This window comes from Natronobacillus azotifigens (genome assembly GCF_026805325.1).
GTDB lineage: Bacteria > Bacillota > Bacilli > Bacillales > Amphibacillaceae > Natronobacillus > Natronobacillus azotifigens.
The window spans coordinates 24,997-46,098 of record NZ_JAPRAT010000023.1 but is presented as its reverse complement, the minus strand read 5'-3'; the positions used below and the strand labels follow the sequence as shown (position 1 = coordinate 46,098).

At 37.2% G+C, this 21,102-nt stretch carries 16 protein-coding genes; 8 read left to right on the top strand and 8 right to left on the bottom strand.

Features of this window, described 5'->3' with window-relative positions; translation table 11 throughout:
- Positions 1 to 101 precede the first annotated feature (101 nt).
- The 6 genes from OWO01_RS11625 (at position 102) to OWO01_RS11600 (ending at position 7,712) form a co-directional block, all read left to right on the top strand.
- Positions 102 to 584 carry a hypothetical protein gene (locus OWO01_RS11625; RefSeq protein WP_268780625.1) on the top strand — a complete coding sequence of 161 codons (483 nt, stop codon included), beginning with the start codon at positions 102 to 104 and terminating at the stop codon, positions 582 to 584.
- Between the two features lie 163 nt (positions 585 to 747).
- A complete protein-coding gene (locus OWO01_RS11620) occupies positions 748 to 1,839 on the top strand; it encodes an AI-2E family transporter (protein ID WP_336284126.1) in 1,092 nt (363 codons plus the stop codon).
- Positions 1,840 to 2,275: 436 nt separating this feature from the next.
- Positions 2,276 to 3,940 (top strand): diguanylate cyclase domain-containing protein, encoded by a 1,665-nt coding sequence (locus OWO01_RS11615; RefSeq protein WP_268780623.1) that lies wholly within the window; start codon positions 2,276 to 2,278, stop codon positions 3,938 to 3,940.
- A 676-nt stretch (positions 3,941 to 4,616) separates the two neighbouring features.
- Positions 4,617 to 5,954 carry an ABC transporter substrate-binding protein gene (locus OWO01_RS11610; RefSeq protein WP_268780622.1) on the top strand — a complete coding sequence of 446 codons (1,338 nt, stop codon included), beginning with the start codon at positions 4,617 to 4,619 and terminating at the stop codon, positions 5,952 to 5,954.
- A gap of 76 nt (positions 5,955 to 6,030) precedes the next feature.
- Entirely contained in the window at positions 6,031 to 6,891 is an 861-nt protein-coding gene (locus tag OWO01_RS11605) for a carbohydrate ABC transporter permease (RefSeq protein WP_268780621.1), read from the top strand.
- Positions 6,891 to 7,712, top strand: coding sequence for a carbohydrate ABC transporter permease (locus OWO01_RS11600; protein WP_268780620.1), 822 nt, complete (start codon positions 6,891 to 6,893; stop codon positions 7,710 to 7,712). The genes OWO01_RS11605 and OWO01_RS11600 overlap by 1 nt, the downstream gene beginning before the upstream one ends.
- 68 nt (positions 7,713 to 7,780) lie before the next feature.
- Here the strand turns inward: OWO01_RS11600 and OWO01_RS11595 are convergent, their stop codons facing one another.
- The 6 genes from OWO01_RS11595 to OWO01_RS11570 form a co-directional block, all read right to left on the bottom strand.
- On the bottom strand, positions 7,781 to 9,706 hold the full coding sequence (locus OWO01_RS11595; RefSeq protein WP_268780619.1) for a beta-glucoside-specific PTS transporter subunit IIABC: 1,926 nt from the start codon (positions 9,704 to 9,706) through the stop codon (positions 7,781 to 7,783).
- Between the two features lie 677 nt (positions 9,707 to 10,383).
- On the bottom strand, positions 10,384 to 11,295 hold the full coding sequence (locus tag OWO01_RS11590) for an NERD domain-containing protein (protein WP_268780618.1): 912 nt from the start codon (positions 11,293 to 11,295) through the stop codon (positions 10,384 to 10,386).
- Positions 11,296 to 11,371: 76 nt separating this feature from the next.
- A complete protein-coding gene (locus OWO01_RS11585) occupies positions 11,372 to 11,770 on the bottom strand; it encodes a hypothetical protein (protein ID WP_268780617.1) in 399 nt (132 codons plus the stop codon).
- Positions 11,771 to 11,809: 39 nt separating this feature from the next.
- On the bottom strand, positions 11,810 to 12,124 hold the full coding sequence (locus tag OWO01_RS11580) for a hypothetical protein (protein ID WP_268780616.1): 315 nt from the start codon (positions 12,122 to 12,124) through the stop codon (positions 11,810 to 11,812).
- A 16-nt stretch (positions 12,125 to 12,140) separates the two neighbouring features.
- Positions 12,141 to 12,605 (bottom strand): tRNA (N6-threonylcarbamoyladenosine(37)-N6)-methyltransferase TrmO, encoded by a 465-nt coding sequence (gene tsaA / locus OWO01_RS11575; protein ID WP_268780615.1) that lies wholly within the window; start codon positions 12,603 to 12,605, stop codon positions 12,141 to 12,143.
- Positions 12,606 to 12,661: 56 nt separating this feature from the next.
- Positions 12,662 to 13,192 carry a DUF4269 domain-containing protein gene (locus OWO01_RS11570; RefSeq protein WP_268780614.1) on the bottom strand — a complete coding sequence of 177 codons (531 nt, stop codon included), beginning with the start codon at positions 13,190 to 13,192 and terminating at the stop codon, positions 12,662 to 12,664.
- A gap of 579 nt (positions 13,193 to 13,771) precedes the next feature.
- On the opposite strand from OWO01_RS11570, the gene OWO01_RS11565 reads away from it, so the two are divergent.
- A complete protein-coding gene (locus OWO01_RS11565) occupies positions 13,772 to 18,589 on the top strand; it encodes a LamG-like jellyroll fold domain-containing protein (protein WP_268780613.1) in 4,818 nt (1,605 codons plus the stop codon).
- Between the two features lie 190 nt (positions 18,590 to 18,779).
- Positions 18,780 to 19,421 (top strand): hypothetical protein, encoded by a 642-nt coding sequence (locus tag OWO01_RS11560; protein WP_268780612.1) that lies wholly within the window; start codon positions 18,780 to 18,782, stop codon positions 19,419 to 19,421.
- Between the two features lie 212 nt (positions 19,422 to 19,633).
- Here the strand turns inward: OWO01_RS11560 and OWO01_RS11555 are convergent, their stop codons facing one another.
- Both OWO01_RS11555 and OWO01_RS11550 read right to left on the bottom strand, forming a co-directional pair.
- The gene (locus tag OWO01_RS11555; protein WP_268780611.1) at positions 19,634 to 20,239 is read right to left on the bottom strand and encodes an ABC-2 transporter permease; all 606 of its coding nucleotides are present in this window, start codon (positions 20,237 to 20,239) and stop codon (positions 19,634 to 19,636) included.
- Positions 20,232 to 21,098: an ABC transporter ATP-binding protein gene (locus OWO01_RS11550; RefSeq protein ID WP_268780610.1), complete on the bottom strand. Its 867-nt coding sequence runs from the start codon at positions 21,096 to 21,098 to the stop codon at positions 20,232 to 20,234. Before OWO01_RS11550 ends, OWO01_RS11555 begins: the two co-directional genes overlap by 8 nt.
- Positions 21,099 to 21,102 lie beyond the last annotated feature (4 nt).

Genomic DNA, 21,102 nt, shown 5'->3' with positions numbered 1-21,102 from the left:
TCGACATTTTAATCATTCCTTTATTGATTATCTCACCCAACATGGTTAAAATAGTATTAAGAACTACTTTATAAATACGTTTACTAAAGAGGTGCATACAAATGATAAAGATAATCTTACTAGCTATATTACTCGTTCTAGTTGGATGCCAAGAGACACCGAGTCAATCTGCTACAGATGCAGGTGACAAAGCAACCTCTGAAACAGAACGCAATAAGGAACACTCTAGTAACGAAGACGAAATTGATCAAAATCATGAAGCTGAAGATCAAGAACAAGTTGATGATAATGAAGAGGAACAAGCAGATGATCAAAATACAGACGATGCATCATCAGAAGAACAAGAAACTGATACAACAGTAACTCCAGAAAATTCTGTTGAATTTGTAAAAGATCATATCCAAGCAGAAACTGGTGGAGTAGACTTTAATTATTTCTATGACGGTGAAGCAGACGATGGTAGATATCGCGTACAAGTTTTTGAGGTAGTGACGCACGAAAATGGCGATACCCACACAGCAACATATGATTGGTTTCTCGTCGATCCAGAGACTGGAGAAGTAACAAGTCTTTTTGACGAATAATGTTTATTTAGCAGACGCAGATGCGTTTGCTTTTTTTGTTTTCCTATTGAACCCTTCTAACATTCTCCCCATTGCTTTTCTTACCCATTTTATCTTTTTCTTGAAGTTGGTTTATTTTTGATAAAAACAAGGAATGATTAATTTAATAAGCTTATTAGAAAGGATGGTTATTTTGACGGAGAAGAGAGGGTTTCGCTTTCTTATATTTATGGTGTTATTTTTCACACTGATCTATCTCTTTCATTTAACAGGGTTCGTTTTTCGGCCAATTGGCTCCGTACTCGCTTCTCTAGCCGTACCTATTATTGGTGCCGGATTTCTCTATTACATTACCAATCCACTTGTTGGTTTGCTTGAACGAGTAAAAGTACCTCGTATTTTAGGTATTATCATTGTTTTTCTTACCCTCATAGCGGTTATCTTCTTTAGTATCTATTTTATTTTTCCAGTAATTCAAAGACAGTTTGAAAGTTTAATGGAAAATGTCCCAGCTATGGCGGAGTCATTAGAGGATATATTTACGATGTGGCAAAATCGCAACGATATTATTCCAGAAGGTATACAGAATGCTTTGGATAATTTTATCGACAATTTGGGGGGCTATACCGAACAAGTAGCTACGTCTATATTCCAGTTTATCGGGTCGGTATTTAGTTTTCTATTCTCTTTTGTACTAATCCCTTTCTTTCTATTTTTCATGCTCAAAGATAGAGAAAAGTTCATTCCGTATCTTACAGGTTTTTTCAGCGAATCGAAAGGAGAAAGTTTAGGACGACTATTAAAAAGCGTCAACCATACACTTGGGTCATTTATTCAAGGACAGGCACTCGTTAGTTTAAGTGTCGGGATTATGTTGTTAATTGGATATTTAATTGTAGGTCTTGATTATGCGTTGGTTCTTGCAGTTTTCGCGTTAGTGATGAACCTTATCCCCTATATCGGTCCTTGGTTATCCGCAATCCCCGCTGTAGCAATTGGTTTCTTTCAAGACCCAATGGTTGGTGTTTGGACCGCTGTAATAATGATTGTTGCGCAACAAATTGAAAGCAACATCATCGAGCCAAACGTGATGGGAAGAGTGCTAAGCGTGCATCCACTAACTGTTGTCGTAATTATCCTCGCTGCAGGAGCGCTTTTCGGTTTTATCGGATTTATTTTTGCTGTACCAGCATACGCGGTTATAAAAACAGTCATTACTCATTTTTATGAAGAATACAAAAAAACACAACCAGTTGGCAAGAAAAATATATGGTAGCAACTCAAGCTCGTTTAGGGCTTGAGTTTTTTCGTGATAAAGTGAAACTTCAATCAGTGGGTGTTTTTTAGTTTTTTCCCCACTGATTGTTAGATGAACCATTCGGGGTGCTAGCGCCCTTTACTCCCACTTAAACCACTTGCTTTTCTCGTTGTTTTGAAGTGGGCGTCTTACGGCGGTTGCTGCGGGATAAAGGAAGAGGAATTCCTTTTTTATCAAAAAAAATAGCACATACTATGTTAGTTCGTGGTAAAATATGCTTATATAAAGTGAAACTTCAATCAGTGAAAGTTTTGGTTATTCCCCCACTGATTGTTAATTGAACCATGCGGGGTACTAGTGTCCGTTACTCCTGCTTGAATAAACTTGAGTTATTTTCTGTTTGTTTAGAAGTGGAATCTTACGGACCATTACCCCAGGATAAAGGACTTATATTATGACAAAACGAATTAAAGATCAATTAATCATTCTAACATTTATCATTTTTTTCATTATTACTCTTAGCATGCTTAGTTTCATCCATCATAGCGAACATGACTACCGAATACTTGGTGATGATGTTGTGTCCCTAAATAATAACTGGAAAATCAGTACAGAAAATCTAGCTGGTCAGTCTATTGATCTACCTGCTGATTTAGATCTTGACCGCAACACAATGTTCCGAGCAGAACGAACTTTACCTAATTTACCTAAAAATTATGACCATGTCCTTGTTCGATCACAGATGCAAGATGTGACCGTTTCTTTAAATGGAGAAGTTATTCACCAGAAGATACATGATCGCTCTGGTATTTTACGCGAACCACTAACAAGCACATGGGAACTCATTTATCTTCCTGATAATAGTGAAGGGAATGTACTTGCCATTGAGTTACTTTCTGAAACTGACTATTTTTCTGGTCTGATGAACGACGTGAAAGTCGGAACATCAGATGGACTGATCATTAGTATTTTTTTCGAAGAATGGTTAGGTCTTTTTGTATTTTTGCTTCTATTTAGTGCTGGTATGATTTGTATTGTAATTTCTTTTACAAACAAGCTATTTCCAGATAACCGCGTACTCTACATAGGATTAACAGCTATAGCGGCTAGTCTTTGGATATTATCAGAGGCAAGACTACTTCAATTTATTACAGGAAACCCTTTTTTGATTGGTTCGATCAGTTTCTTAATGATTCCTATAATGGGTGGACTAATAGCACTTTATATTAAAGAAGCCATTACTAAACGCTATCAAGTGCTTTTTCAGTTTTCAGCTGTATTTCACTTTTTAGCAGTGATGATAATCTTAATTTTACAACAACTAGGTATCAGTCCATTTATTCAGTCCTTACAATATCTTTTAATTACCATTGTATTGATTGCTCTTATTGAAATGACGTTGCTTTTAGTCGAGTGGATTAAATATAAGAATACCTATGTCAAGCGTCTGTTTCACTATTTTTTGATTATTCTTGTCTCCCTTCTTTTTGAAACATTTCAGTTTTACACCGAACAATTTCATTCACTATCTTTATACTTGCGAATTGGATTGCTATTGTTCTTTACGCTTATGTTATGGGACTGCTACAACTATATAAGTTTTACGAGGGAGCAAGCAAGGGAGAGAAAGCTATTAAAAAAACTAGCTTTTAAGGACCTCGTGACAGGTGGATTGAACCGAACAGCTTATGAACAAGACCTACAAAGTCATTTACAAACTTCACTAGATCCGTTCCGCTTTATTCTTTTTGATTTAAACAATCTTAAATATATTAACGATTACTTTGGTCACACCAAAGGAGACCAAGCCATTAAAGCAGTACATGATGCAATAAAAAACACGATCGATAGGAAAAGTAAGTGTTATCGAATGGGAGGAGATGAATTTTCCGTCCTTTCGTCGAACACGTGTGAAGATCATTATAAACAAGTTATTCAAACAATCCGAAAACATTTAAAGCAAGTGGAACAAGAATTGTGCATTCCACTAGATGTCGCAATTGGGAGTGACCTCTATCTCCAAGAAACGTGGAGGAATTACTCGGATTTCTATCACCATGTAGATCAATTGATGTACAGTGATAAGAAGAAGAGGAAAGAAATTACTGATGCCTTATAAAGTGAAACTTCAATCGGTAGGTATCCCCCACTGATTGTTAGCCCTAAAGGATGACCTAAAGGCCCTTGAACCATTCGCGGTGTTAGCGTTCGTTACTCCCACTTAGACAACTTGCTTTTCTCTTTGTTTTGAAGTGGGCGTCTTACGGACGGTTGCTCCGGGATAAAATAAAGCTTCAATCTGTAGGTATACCCCATACTGATTGAAGTTCCACTAAATGCAAACGATGTCTCAAATTATACATTTTTCAAAATTGAAAAAGGTATAAAATAAAAATTCAATTCATAAGAGCATTTCGTTTTCTCTACATCATTGCTATTGACCATTCACATATCGCGGTTACCTTCCACTAAAAAAACATGTATACCCTCGCTCCGCCAACAATCTTACAAACGCGTGCATAACTGCTATTTATGAAATAACCCCGTTTTCATTTCTCCCAAATACCAAATTCATCTTTTTTCAGACAAAATAAAACAAAAAAGAAAGCGTTTACAATGTAAATGTTTGGTGGTATAATTTAGTTGATTTTAGTGCAATCGATTGCATTTTAAGTTCCGTTATTGAGAAAAACACTCAAAATCCTTCCATGAATAATAGACGGATAGGAAAATGCCTTCTCTCCCTATAGAGCGATTGCCTTAATCAAAAATCTCATGAAACAGGAGTGGTGAAAATGAAAAGACGGGTAGTGTTAGCTTTAGCAGGTTTAATTACTTTTGTATTCTTAATGACTGGTTGTGCCTCTGACGTGGTTAACGAAAGTAACAGTTCTGACAACGGCGGAGCGAATGCTGGCAATACTGATTCGAACGGGAACGCTTCTAATGTTGAAGTAGATATCTATCAATTCAAAGTTGAATTTAGGGATCAATTCGAAGAACTAATTCGTTTGTATATGGAGGAAAATGAGAATGTTCAATTCAGTGTACAGACCGTTGGTGGTGGTAATGACTATGCTGCTTCTCTTAAATCACAGATGGCTTCTGGCAACGAACCAGTAATCTTTAATATTGGAGGACCAACTGAATTAGAGGAATATCGAGAGTATTTAACAGACCTTTCCGACACAAATGCCGCTTCGTTAGCACTTGATGGAACACTTAATGGTGTTGAAGAAAATGGTGCAGTTTATGGTTTGCCTTTTGCCCAGGAAGGTTACGGACTAATTTATAATAAAGAGATTTTTGAACAAGTCGGTATTGATGCTACAACATTAACCACTTTCGAGGCACTTGAAGAAGCCTTTACTAAAATCGATGAGAAAAAGGATGAGTTAGGACTTGATGCTGTTCTTGCCTTACCTGCATCAGAGTTATGGGTGTTGGGAAATCACTTAGCTAATCATTATATCGCACCAGAATTCGATAATAATATTTTAACAGCTTTTGAGGCGGATTCTATTTCTTTTAAATATAGTGATCAGATGAAGAGAATGTTAGATATTCAAAATAAATATTCTGTTCAACCAGTCCTTAGCCTTGATTATTCCATGCAAGTCGAGCAATTGTTCTCCACTGGAAAAGTTGCGGTTATTCAACAAGGAAACTGGATCTATCCAACCGTGCAACAAATGGATGAGAATTTTGCTTCAAACGGAATCGGGATGATCCCTATGCCATTTGAAGGCGAATTTGAAGACCATCTCCCTGTTGGTGTACCTCAATATTGGGTTGTTAACCAAAATAGTTCCGATGAACAAATCCAAGCTGCGAAAGACTTTTTGGACTGGATGTATACCTCGGACACAGGAAAAGATTTTGTGTTAGATGAGTTTAAATTCATACCAGCTTACGACGGTTATGATGCCGATAGAATAGCAGATCCACTCTCGCAAGATGTCTATAAGTATTCTGTTGCCGGCCAAACAATTGGCTGGACGTTTACTGCAACACCAGTAGGATGGAACGAAGATGTACTCGGAACGGAATTCCAAAAATACTTATCTGATCATACCTCATGGGATGAGGTATTAGAGGCAGCTAAGGAAAACTGGGAGAACTCAAGACAATAGTGATATCGACAAAGTGACTAACAAACAATAGGTCTGATTGTTAGTCGCTTTGTTCCACAAATTGGAGGGTCAGCTCATGCGTAATAAAGAAATCTCTTTTTGGCTTTTCGTGCTTCCGGCCTTATTTGCGTTAACAGTAGTTGTGTTTTTCCCTTTCTTCTATGGATTTTATTATTCGTTTACTGATTGGAACGGTCTTACTGCAACCACATTTTTAGGTTTAGAAAATTATATTGCAGCATTCCAAGATAGCAGATTTAAAGATTCGATCGAGTTTACCATTAAATTCGCAATAGCCTCCATTATTTTGGTTAACATACTTGGTTTAGGTCTCGCTGTGTTGGTTACCCAAAAAATAAAAATTAGTAATGGATTAAGAACGATTTTCTTTATGCCAAATTTAATCGGTGGGTTGATTTTAGGTTTCATTTGGCAGTTCATCTTCATTAGTGGCTTTGATGCCGTTGGACGACTGTTGAATTTACCATTTTTACAGGGGTGGTTATCTACTCCAGAAACGGGTTTTTGGGGATTAGTTATATTAAATGTTTGGCAGTATGCAGGTTACATCATGGTCATTTACATTTCATATTTACAAAGTGTACCAGAAGAGTTAGTGGAAGCCGCTGAGATTGATGGAGCTAATATATTCCAGCGTTTCTGGCGGGTGAAATTCCCTTTAGTAGCTCCTGCTTTTACAATTAGTTTATTTCTAACTTTATCAAACGCGTTTAAACTATACGATCAAAACTTAGCTTTAACTAATGGAGGACCATTCGGTTCAACAGAGATGTTAGCTATGGAAATATACAAAACTGCTTTTTTCAGATATGAAATGGCATATGCGCAATCAAAAGCCGTCATCTTTTTTATCCTTGTTGCCGTTGTAGCATTGACACAAGTTTACGTCAATAAGAAACGGGAGGTAGAATTATAATGTTTAAACAAAAGCATCGCTCGAAATTTTTGTTCAGCTTAGTAGGCATACTGTTAGCTTTACTATGGTTATCTCCCTTTTACTTAATGCTTGTAAATGCGTTCAAATCTAACTTTGAAATTTTTAATAGTGTATTAGCTTTTCCTGAAACATTCATGTTTGATAATTTTAAGCAAGCTTTTATTGATCTTGATTTTATAAACGCCTTAACAAATTCCCTTATTATATCGGTGGGCAGTATCTTGTTGATTATCGTTTTTTCCTCGATGGCCGCTTATGCCTTGTCACGGAATAAGAGCAGATTAAGTGGTGTGATCTTCTTAGTCTTTGTTGCAGCAATGTTGATTCCATTTCAATCGGTTATGATTCCACTAATCTCTATTTTTGGTAGAATAGACATGTTAAATACGTATGGATTACTGTTTATGTATTTAGGATTTGGCTCGAGTTTATCGATCTTTCTCTACCATGGTGCGGTTAAAGGAATCCCTGTGTCACTTGATGAAGCTGCGATGATAGACGGCGCGTCAAGGTGGACGATCTTCTGGAAAATCATTTTTCCGATGCTAAAGCCGATTACAATAACTGTGATGATCTTAAATGTAATTTGGATTTGGAATGACTATTTGCTCCCTTCACTCGTATTAAGTCAGGAGTATGCAACCATTCCGTTAAGAATGTTTTATTTCTTTGGACAATACACCAAACAATGGCACCTTGCTCTTGCAGGACTTACTATAGCAATAATTCCGGTCATTGTTATTTATTTCTTTGCTCAGAGGCATATCATCAAAGGGGTTGCTGACGGGGCGGTTAAATAATACAAAGGTACCTGATACGATACGGGAATTTTCATCCACGTAGCGTACCAGGTACCGAAACTCACATGTTACTTTGCTTGTAATTCAATTAATAAATCTTTTTCTTTTACATTTTCTTGCTCAATAATCTGAAGATCAAATTCCTTAGCGTTTGTCACGACAACAGGTGTAGTTAATGAGTAACCTGCTTCTTTGATCTTTTCCTGATCGAATTCAATCAGTAATTGCCCGCGTTCCACACGTTGTTCTTGTTTAACGTGTGCTTTAAAGTGCTCACCCTCTAATTGAACGGTATCCATACCAACATGAATTAAAACTTCAGCACCTTCATCAGAGGTAATTCCGATTGCATGATTCGTAGGGAATAGCGTTGTAACAACACCTGATACAGGTGCATAAACTTTTCCTTCTTCTGGTTCAATCGCAACTCCTTTACCAATTGTACCTGATGCAAACGCGTTATCCTCAATCGAAGAAAGAGTTTTAACTAGCCCTTTAAACGGGCTTGTAATGATATCATTTTTCACATTTCCCTTTTTAGGGTCTTCGGAAACTCCCCCCGCATTACCCTGAGTAATTGGAGATTCTTCTTCCTTTTTATTGATTTGACCAAACATCCAAGTTAATGCGAATGCTAATAAAAATCCAAATACAGAAACAAATGCTGCGGCCATAAATCCTGCATCAAATCCGTCTGGCGAGATAAAACTTGGGAATTGGAAAACTCCCATACCACCCATTACATAACCAGTTGTTCTAAAGAAACCTAAAATACCCCCAGTGATTGCTGATGAAATTAACGTAATGATAAACGGACGTTTAAGTGGTAAAGCAATCCCGTACATTCCCGGCTCTGTTACGCCAAAAATGGTTGATATGAAAGCAGGTGCACTTAGTGTCTTTAATTTCATATCATTAGATCGAATCCACACAGCAAGAATCGCTCCCGCTAATGCCCATGAATGCCCAAACATAGGCGCTAAAATTGTGTCGTAACCTTGAACTGCAAAATTATTAATTGCAATTGGTACAAGACCCCAGTGCAAACCAAACATTACAAACACTAACCAAAAACCACCCACAATAATACCCGCAATCGTAGGGCTTAAATCATACGTAAACGCTGTAAATTCCCCGAGAAGCTGGCTTGCCCATGTCGCTATTGGACCGATCACAATAAAAGTTAATGGAACAATAATCAATAAAGTAAACATGGGAACCAAGAACATTTTCACTACTGATGGAACAACATTTCTAAAGAATTTTTCTAGTTTTGCTCCAAAGAATGCAGCAATAATAATTGGAATAACAGACATAGAATAGGTCATCAAAATAACCGGAATTCCTAAAAATTCAATGTAAACAGGCGATTCAAACATTGTACCTGTAAACAATGTGTATAGAGGATCTGATGCTGCCGGGATCCCTTCAAGCGCCGGATAAACAAGCGCCATCGCAATAACCATACCTAAAAATGGCGTTCCTCCAAACTTCTTCATCGCAGTATAACCTAGCAAGACTGGCAGGAAGTAAAAGAGCGCATCACCCGTTGCTTCTAAAATCTGATACGTTCCACTCGCTTCTTCAAAAACATTTGTTGCAATGAACAAAGCATTTAACCCTTTGATCATACCTGATGCTGCTAACACACCAAGAATCGGTGTGAAAATCCCAGCAATCATATCGATAAAACGATCAAACAAACTACCTCTTTCTCCTGATTCTTCTTCATTATCACTATCGGCTTGGAAACCACCAACTTCTGTTACTGCTTTATAAACATCAGATACATGGTTACCAATTACAACTTGATATTGGCCACCACTTTTCATCACCGTTACAACACCATCCATATTTTTTAACACATCGGTGTTGGCTTTATTCTCATCTTTCAATTTGAAGCGCAGTCGCGTAACACAGTGAACAACACTTCTGACGTTCTCTTTGCCGCCGACATTTTCAATGATGTCTTTTGCTAATTGCTCATATTTCATCTTCAACACCCTTTCAATCTTTTATGGAATTTCGAGAAATAAAAAACCTGAATCAATCACAGAGACACACACGTGTAGTGTCCTTGGATCGATTCAGGTTATGCCCAAATTAGGTAACATTCCTAAATATTTACTATTAAATTATCGTGCGTTAATTAATTAACACCTTCACTTTATCATGACTTATTTTCTATGTCAATAAAAAAATAAAACGTTTTCATTTTTGTGTTTCGGAAAATTTTGGTATATATTAGTTAACCTATTCACTTACTTTTTGAGCTTAGTTTATATGTATCTGGCGCTTTTGACGAGGTTAGGGCTGTTTTTTGGGGGCAACCTAGGTGAGATCGCACTTCTTGACGAGGTTAGGGATTTTTTTCGGCCCAACCTCGGCGTATCTTGCACTTTCGACGAGGTTAGGGCTCTTTTTTCGCTCCAACCTCGGCGTATCTTGCACTTTCGACGAGGTTAGGGCTTTTTTTTGGCTCAACCTCGGCGTATCTTGCGCTTTTGACGAGGTTAGGACTCTTTTTTCGCTCCAACCTAGGCGTATCTTGCACTTTCGACGAGGCTAGGGATCCTTTTTCGCTCCAACCTCGGCGTATCTTTACATCAGGAGAATATAGGTTTATTGATAAAAAATAGTGTAAACTCCATCACCAACATAACAATTTCTTTTAATCAATATGAAAATATGATTTTTTACTGCAACTCACCAATTTCACCTTCTTTTTAAGCACTCTTATGCATGAGTGTTTCGATACAATCCCACCACAAAATTCATAAAATTTTTGCGTAGTAAATGTTTCGTCTGGAAAAAGTATACGAAATTCTTGGAACGCTCTTATTATTCCATCATCAATACGTTCAACGTAACCACAAGTTTCACAAGCTAATTCTGTAATTGTTTTTCTAATGAATTCAGATCCGCAATCTGGACACATTATACCTCTTTTTAATTGTTCAAAACTATATTTCGGTAAATATACATTTCGTGATTTAGGTATCTGTTGCAACAAAAGATATTCTACAATTTTCTTATCTTTAGCTAATAGATGATCTCCAGATAATTTTTTGAGGAACCGAGTTAGTTGTGGATAAAAAATAATTGGATAGGTTGGTGAGGCATGATATAAAACAAACTGAGGATTTATAAATACAAGCAAAGCTTCAACTTCTATGTTAATTTTTGCTTTCTGAAGGATTTGTCGAAGAACCGTTTCTGTTCTTTTTAATTGAAGCAGAGGATTTTTTATTTCATTATTTGTTGCCCTTGAATACCACCTGTCTACCTGAATGTAGTAATCACCTTCGTAGTTCTTGATTTCGATCATATATAATTTCCCTTGATTGATCAGGATCGAATCGATTTGAATTTCTGTGTGATTATTTTCGAGCAACAAATCGTTTAAAACCAGGCAATTAATATTTGCATCACTTACCATTTGATCAAATTGACATTCTCCTGAATAACCCTGCCTCAAATTGTTGTAGTAGCGCTCGTCATCTGTGGATAAGTTCATTCTTGTGGACAAACTGTGTAACAATGATAATGCGTGTGGTTCTCTTCTTGATTTTTGTACATCCATTTACATTCCCCTTTCTATTTGCACTCCTTTAACAAATATTGTAACTAGCAATATGCTAAGTTTCAAGCTTTTTCGTTTATTCCGTTACTAATTCATAATTCACAATATGACCACTATGAGGTAAGTAGTCTATCCGATATTTTTCTCCAATCTCTGGCTTAAAACCCCAAGGATTTCTTCTATACTCCTCTCCATTTATTATAATAATGTTATAACCACCTGGAAAATGAATATCTTCAATGGTGCCTTCTATCTCATATGTCTCACCTGTAATAGCGTTTTTGAGGTCCATATACGGCATAGTCACTGAATTATAGAAACTAACTAAAAAGAAAGGCGTTAGCAAAATAACAAAGATCCACCAAGCTTGATGCAGTTTTTTTCTCTTAAGATTAATCACCGTATAAATAAGGCCGAACAAAACAAGCAAAATTAACGTTGTATGAAAAAACAAACCAAGATAATAATACGTCACTTTTTTACACCCCTTTTATTTTCTGGAAATTCACGCACTTTATTTATTCGATGTTCGACCTAGCACAACCAACGTGATCACATTTAATAAGATGGTGCTAATTAGAAGAACACCCGAAACAACAACTACTCCGCCTACTGTATCCATTATTGCCGTCCAATCTTCTATGTGAACTAGATAAGAAATATTCACTAGTTGAAAATATAAGGCCACAGAACACGCACTTAGGCTCATAACAAAAAAATATGTCCGTTTTCTAAGGCTGACCTCTCTTTGTGAGATTAGCAGTACGATTGGAAAAGTCCAAGCAAGTAAACCAAGAATAAGACTACCTATATTTAGAAATATAATCATAACTTTCATCACTCCTTTAGAAATAATCTTTCATAAGCCCTTTCATCCACTGAGGAACATAGGTATTATCTCTCGTATCGAACTCAGCAATATAAGGTTTTATATCCAAAATTGGGGTGTTATTATTAGCATCAAGACCTTTCACTGTCATAATACTTTTTTCTATTTTTTTAATTTCCACCACTGAGACACCTATTGGATTTGGACGATACTTGGTACGCTGTGAAAACACTCCTACTTCTGGTATGTCTGCTCTATCTCGTGGTCTTTTTATCATTGACTTAGCTTCCCCACTGTGGAATTGATCCATATAGAATATTACAATAGCATGAGAATATTCTTCTAAACCTAGCAAACCTTCTTGATATTCTCTCTCCAGATGTATTTCAGCAGTTACTTCTCCCCAGCCTGTATATGCTTTTTCGTTAACCAAAGAATGTACGATACCTATTTGTTTTACTAAATAAGATGATGGTTCCATAGACATTCTCCTTTTAAAATATTTCGAGTTTTTCTTTGTTTACACATCTTTTACTATCAAATAATACGATTCCTCTTACCAAATTCTATAAGACTCTCATAGGAGTCCCCTTCCAACCCTAGCACTTTACAAAATGCAGGTTCTGTTTTATATCCTTGCACCTTCAACGAGATTACTTTTTCTTTTATCGTTGGTTGTTGAGTTATTATGAAATTTTCAATGATCATATGTAAATATGCATATTGTTTGGTAACTAAGTGGGGTTGACCAAACAACTCGAATTCAAAACCATCATAATAAAAGTTTGCTTTTGATACAGGATTATCACGAATGATTGTATTTTTATATGTAAAATTCTCTGTATCCTGATATAAAGACTTTATTTGCTTTTCAAATGGCGTAGGATCAAAAACTTCCATGATAATATCCAAATCAGATCCTGGTATATCAATTCCGATAGGCACCGTCCCGCATAGAATTGGATTATATGCAGATAAGTCTTCTATTATCCCCAAATTATTAATTGCTTCATAGGCTTTCTTTTGTACTTTATTGCCATTTTGTAAATAATCAATCGTTTCAAACATTTGAACTCTCCCTGTCCTACTTCTAAATATAATTTAGTCATTTTTTTAAGCTTACCACGATCCATTTCCTAAAATCTTTTTCCCTTTTAGACTAACCATAGTAAATAGAGGTCACACCACACGAATGACTATAATTTTTCAGCACAGTGCCTTGTTACACTATGTTTCTTCACTACGTGCTTAGGAGCAATACCGATATCTTGTTACATATCATATATATCTTATCACTTTTTTCCATATTATTCATTATATCTCTTATCAATCAAATCATTTTTGCTATTATTAATAAATAACAAAGCCAGTCATCGGACCAACTTATACGAACCTAAAAATATTTTTCGTTAAAAATAATCGAATTAACATATTATTTTAATAATATTTTTAAACTATCTTGTCCTTACCTATTTGTTATAGTATATTTAAGATGAATTCTTGTCCGTACATTACGTGAAAATGTAAACGCTTTCTAAATGATTGTTACTTTGCTCAAAATGAAGGGAGGTTACTATTTTTCTAGCGTTTTATTTTTTGAATGTATGATATAGGCAAGATGTTATTCAAAAGGAGGAAAAAGAATTCATGAAACGTTTTCTAGCAATTTTCTTAGTATTCTTGCTTTTGTTTCCAACATCAACGCTTTCAGTACTTGCGAGTGAATTAGCAACGACTGAATCAACACCTAGTTTAGAACCGACTGCGTATTATCCGTTAGATGGTGATCTTTTAGATTCCACAAGCTCAAACGATGCCGGGATACCATGGCGGAGAGAAGAAGCAGGTGTTTCCGACTGGGGGCCTGTTGACGGTTACACTTTTGAGTTTCATGAAGAGGGAAGAAATCAAGCTGTATATTTTGACGGAACTACAGGTATCAAATTAGCAGATAATTTAATCACTAGTGATACTTATTCGTATTCTCTCTGGCTAAAACAGACAGCTGATATCGACGAATACACAAGCGCACTTTATACAGGAATTATCGGGAGACGTTCAGGGATTTCGCCAGCTATTGGTGGTAGAGGGGAAATCATCTATCAAGTGGAGACTGGTCCAGCTCAAGAGACTGGATTGCCAGAAGGTTATCACTATGCCCAACTACCAGAAAGCTATACTCCATACGAGTGGAGCAATATTTTTGTAACTGTAGATAAAGGGAAACTTACTTTTTATCTAAATGGGGAAAAGACAGGAGAAATAGACAATGTACCAAACATATATGAAGGTTTACATTCTGACTTTTTACTAGGATTTAATCCATTCCCTGACCGTTATTATGTGGGATACATGGATGAAGTAATGTTCTTTGATGGAGAAGCTTTAACAGTTGATCAAATCGAATCTTACTATCATGCTGTTGTAGAGGGATTTCATCCTGTTGAAGAAGATGACGAGGGGGATGAAGATCAATCAGGCGAAAGAATCACTAATGATCAAGTTCCTAACTTACCTTCACGACCAGACATACCTGAATTTACAAACGTAAGCGTGCATGACCCTTCTATCCTTACAGCAAATGGGAAGTTTTATGCATTCGGAACACATGGTGAAGCAGCTAAATCTGATGATTTAATGAATTGGGAACTGTTCACCAATGGCTACACCACACCAGGAAATGTGTTATTTGGTGATTTATCTGAAAATCTCGCTGACGCTTTTCAGTGGGCAGGCGAAGATGATGCGGATAGTAGAGGTGGTTTCGCTGTTTGGGCACCAGAAGTATTTTTCAATCCTGATTACAAATGGGATGACGGTACCACTGGCGCTTATATGAATTATTATAGCGCTTCGTCAACTTATATTCGATCTGTGATTGGCTATGCAGTTGCGAAAGAGGTTGAAGGACCATATGAGCATGTTGATACACTAATCTATTCTGGTTTTACGAATCATGAAGCATATGATAACAATAGTGATGTGAACAAGCATTGGGAAAATACGAACATAAAGCAATTAATCGAGGATGGAGTAATCGACAGCGTGCGCTCTGGTTGGTTTAACAATAGTGGCGGTTACAACAACACCTACTTTACCAACGCGATAGATGCCAATCTATTCTATGATGAAGATGGTACACTATGGATGACTTACGGTTCATGGTCTGGTGGTATCTTTATTTTAGAAGTCGATAAAGAAACAGGTCAAGTACTTTATCCAGGGGAAGATGGAGAAACAGAAGACGGTCGAATGATTGACCGGTACTTCGGAACGAAGATTTCAGGTGGTTACACAGGATCAGGCGAGGGACCATATGTTGAATATAATGCTGAAGATGGTTATTACTACTTGTATGTAACTTACGGTTGGTTAGAGGCAGATGGAGCTTATCACATGAGACAGTTCCGTTCTGAAAACCCAGATGGGCCTTACGTTGGTATTGCGGGAGAACCAGCTGTATTACCAAATAGAGAGGCAGGAAACGCTTCATTTGGCAACAAATTAACTGGTAATTTCCTATTCAAACGCGAGCCAGGCGATCCTGGCACTGGTGACGGATATGGCTATGTATCACCAGGTCATAACTCTATTTATACCGACAAAAAAACGAATCAACAATTTAATGTATTCCATGCACGTTTCCCAAATCGTGGGGAGCAACACGAAGTTAGAGTTCATCAAATGTTTATGAATCAAGAAGGCTGGCGTATAATGGCACCACTTCGCTATGCTGGCGAAACATTAGATGCAGCAATCAACACTGACGATATTATTGGTTCCTATAAATATTTGAATCATGGCAAAAATAACTCAACAGAAATCGTTGAATCAGAATTAATCGATTTGCATGCTGATGGAACGATTTCAGGTGCAGTTACCGGGACTTGGGAACGTGACGGTTATTATGCAACACTTACGATTGGAAACCAAACGTATGATGGCGTTTTTGTAGAGATGTGGGATGAAGTAAGTAGTATGTGGTTAATGACGTTTACTGCCCTATCAGATCAAGGTTTCTCTGCATGGGGTATTCAACACCCTATGAAAGCCGCTACAGACGAGGCAATTGTCGAACTGGTTGCAGATCAAATTGAACTACCATCAACAACATTTTCAGATCTAAACTTATTAGCAAACGGATCAAAAGGAACTGTGATTAACTGGAGTTCTTCAAATCCTGACGTAATAAGTACAACAGGTAAGGTGACAAGACCCGCAACAGGAGAGCCTGAAGCAACAGTTACCTTAACCGCAGAGTTTGTGTTAAATGATGCATCGAAAACAAGTTCTTTTGAAGTGACAGTAATTCCTTATCAAACACCTGCATTACAAGCACATTATCGCTTTGACGGGGACTTGTCTGATGAAACAGGGCAATTTGATGATGGTATCATTGTAGGTAATCGCTCAGATAAAATAGGTGAGGGGCAAGTGTCCTTTAGAGAAGGCCGGTTTGGAGAAGCACTTTACTTAGACGGATCCTCTGGTGTCGTACTTCCTAATGATTTATTAAAAGATGATCATTTCTCAATAGGCTTTTGGTTTAATCCAGAAGAATTAAACAATTTTACCCCGTCATTATTTGTGATGCAAGATGACGATAACTGGTTTACTGTTAACCCTCGTGGGTGGAACAATGAAATTTTATTATGGTCTAGAGTTATCGAACCACGGGAAACATGGTTCGATGGTATTACTGGACAAACAGCCCAGGTTGGCGAATGGCAACATGTTGTTCTTACCAATGAATATGGACGCGTACGTATCTATGTTGACGGAGAACGTGTAGCTTCCGCCAACAACTTTAATCAAGTTGTAAATGGCGAGGCGTTAACCATTGCTCTTGGTGTAAACCCATTTGACACAGCGTTCAAGGGGCTCTTTGATGACCTTGTTATCTATCAAGCTCACACGCTATCAAGTGAAGATGTTCAAACGCTTTATGGAGGTCAAATTCCCGAAGTAGGTGAAGTTGATCCAACAACAGCACACTTCACTTTTGACACAGACCTTAGTGACATTACAGGTAACCATCCAGAAGCAACCGTTACTGGAAATCGTTTGGATAATACCGGTGGAGCGATTGATTTTAGTCAAACCGGCGTTAATCAATCGATCTATTTTGATGGAGAGTCAGGAGTTAATCTTGGCACAGGCCTAATTACTGGTTATGAATACAGTGTTTCCTTCTGGTTAAAACCTGAAGAATTACTCGACTTCACAACCACTTTCTTTGGTGCCCAATCCGGGTCAAACTGGACCAGCTTTTTACCAGGCGGATCACATGGTGGTGGCGTTACTAAGTTATGGTCAGGCGAAAACTGGTATGATGCCAATCTAGACTTTATGATTGAATTAAATGAGTGGACACACATTAGCTATACCGTTGATAACGGAGACCTTAATATCTATGTGAATGGCGAGCTAGCTTTTCATGGCGAGGACTTCCCAAACGTATTCACTAATGATCAAGCAGTGTTTGGTTTAGGTGTGAACTACTGGGACGTACCTTACAAAGGATATATTGATGAACTGATTATTTATGATGATCATGTTTTATCTGTCAATGATGTTAGAGCATATTATAACAAAACACTTCCGTTAATTGATCTTCAGGATTCAGATGATGAAACCACTGATCCAAGAGTTAAAGACGAGATAGTAGTTGATAATATCGAAGAATCTTTTGTTACAGAAACAGCAGATGAGCGTCAAGTATTCATAGCTAAAGATGCTGCAAAAGTCTTTAAATTCACCAATGAAGTGGCTAAAAGTTTCAATGATAAGGATGTCATTGAACTGACAGACAGCAATGTTCGTGTAACAATTCCTGGTTCTGTACTAAGACGTAGTAAACACGACGTGCGTATAGAGATGGAAAACGTAACGGATAGTTTAGTGAATAAGATTGATCCAGCAAAAGTCAACCGCTTAAGTGATTTCATTCAGTTCTCACTAAAAGATGGTGAGGAAGCTATTGATTTTAGTGTTGATGGTATTGAACTTGTCTTTACTATTGATCTAGCGCACGTAATTGATCGAGATAACCTACGTGTTGTTTACTTCAATAGTGATGGTGTGGAAGTTACTGAACATGGTACTGAAATCATTAATATCAGCGAAACTGGAGAAGTAACTGTACGAGTTACTCACTTCAGTACGTATGGTATTATTGAGCTTGTTGAAGGTGAACCATCGGATCCTGTCAACCCTGTTGATCCTGATGATGTTACCGATCCTGTCGATGACGGCTATGACTCTGATGATGATTCCGATTCTGACGATAGTGACTCTGATTCTAATGATAAAGTTTCTGGTTCAGATGATATTGATTCAGATGAAGAAGAATTACAAGGATTACCAAGCACTGCAACAAACATGTTTAATTTAATCCTTATTGGTCTTTGGTTAATCCTCGCTGCAGGTGCAATCCTTGTATTTAATAGAAAAAAATCAGCATAATCAAAATTCAAAGAAGCTAACGCTTGTAATGTGAGCGTTAGCTTTTTTAACCGTAAATGTTTTACAAATGTATGGAAAAACATTATCATAGATTAGGGAAGTTATTCATGTCTTTTGGGCTGAAGATACAATTGTATTTCAGTCCTCCAGACACGAATCCTAATCAAAAGAAAGACAGGAGATGAGATAAATGTCACAAAAACTCGCAAATTCAATCTATTTTTTTATTTCACTTATACTGATCGGTCTATTCCTCACTGGTTGTAACGGTGATGCCGACGAAGTATCAAACAATAATTCTTTAGATAATGCTATTTCAGATTCATCCAATGATTCTGATCTGACGCAAGCGAATGATCAAAACTCTTATAACGAAGGGGAAGGGGAAGATGAAGAGATAACATCAGACAATACAGAAGAGACTACCTCAAAAGAAACAACAGAAACCAATCCACTATCTAAGTATTCTTCTGAAGAAATTGAATATGCTCGTGTATGGCTACAATATGGCCCAAATCAAGAGATAGATGAATTAAACGCTCGTCACATTCCAAGTGGAACACCATTAAATCATGACGACGAAACTAGTGCTACCTATCCTGAAGATGTTATCCAATTAGCTGGTTCTAGGTTAGTTGATGGTTCGGTAACCTACAGCGGTAATGGCGATGGAACGATAAATGTTTACAACGTCCCTTTGCGTTGGGACGGCACGAATCCTGCTGGCGAGGAGTTCTATACGGACATTATTCAAAACACTACTTTACTGGCCGTCGACACAGGGGATGATGAGCAAATCATAAGACTCATCAAAAAATTGAACATAGAGTAGGCATGTCTACCATTATAAAGGAGAGAGGATATTCAAATAATTGAACATCCTCTCTCCAGATTTTTAGCCCTAAAGGCTCTGAGTGGGTAACCACAAGTTACTCTCCCTTAACAACTTTTATCATCTCCATGTTTTGAAGTGGATGTATTACGGAAGTTGTTTTGCAAGACCGAACGTTGTCTAGAGCATTGTACACCTAGTCATAGTAAGTTCTAGAACGCTTTTCTCTGGTAAATAAACGCAGTAAACCCCCAAGACAGCGCATAGATTACCATCACAATAACTCCCGCTCCCGTATATAAAGTTGATACGGAGAATCTAGCAATAAAATCAGTAATTGCCGTTAGACGCTCAGCGAGAAAAATCACGATCTGAGGCCCTATTCCTGCTAAAATAAGAAAGCTGAGAAGAACAACGGTGAAAGTATGGCCTGATTTCAAAATATAAAATAATGGAAAGGTCAATGCTGCAAATAGTAAGAACAAGCTATTTCCAATCGCAATATCCTTCATCGTAAATGGTTCACCGAAAGCCAATAACGCTAGACTTGTCAGCCCAATAGCCAAAACCATATATACAATAGCACCTAGGTAGCGTGCTGCAATTATTTCTTTGCGTGTATAAGGTAAAGAATTTAACAAAATATTGGTCTCTGCTTTTTCATCATAGGCAAATGCATTAAACGGAATGAAAATACTAGCAACTAGAAAAGTCAATGCCGGATGTGATTCCATTATGATAAAGAATACGATAAAAGGGATGTAAGTTAACAAGTACTTTTTCTGTAATATAACATCACGTCTAATTAAATTAACCAAGATGTATCCCCCCTTTTAAGTAATACATAATATCTTCTAGTGAGGCGCGTTCAATAACAACACGATCACCGAACGTTTTTTTCACTTCACTACTATTATCAGTTAATGCTTCAAACCCTGTCGATGCGCGACGAATATGCACAAACGCTTTTTCAGTGTCTCTATCTAGAAGATCCAGCTTCCCTTTTACGAGTGCATAATTTTCAGCCACCTCATGAACAGATTGATTAAATATTAATTCACCTTTGTGGATAAATGCGAGATAATCAGCGATCCGATCTAGATCACTTGTTATATGGGTAGAGAAAAAAATCGACCGATTACCATCTACCATCAATTCTTGCAAGAGATCCAACAACTCTCGTCTGAAAATGGGATCTAAACCCGCTGTTGGTTCGTCCAGAATAATTAATTCCGCATGGTGTGACAACGCGATCGCTAATGATGCCTTCATTTGCATCCCTTTTGAGAAAGTTTTAATCGCTTTATTAAGTGGCAACTCGAATTGCTCGATATATTTATAAAACAGATCATCATCCCAGCGCTTATAAGCTGGTGCAACAATACGTTTTATATCTTTTAAATTCAATCCTTCAAAAAAAACATTGCCATCATAAACAAACCCAATGCGTTCCTTGATTGCCTTCTCATGCGAATGATAATCCAACCCAAAAACCTTAACTTCTCCAGCATCTGGCTGTAATAAATTTAAGATCATTTTTATCGTTGTTGACTTACCAGCTCCATTTTCTCCCATGAATCCTGTTACAAAGCCTTGTTTTATTTCCAAATTAATATTTTCAACAGCAAACCCTTTGAATTTCTTCGCTACATTTTTTAATTCAACTACATTCTCCATCCCG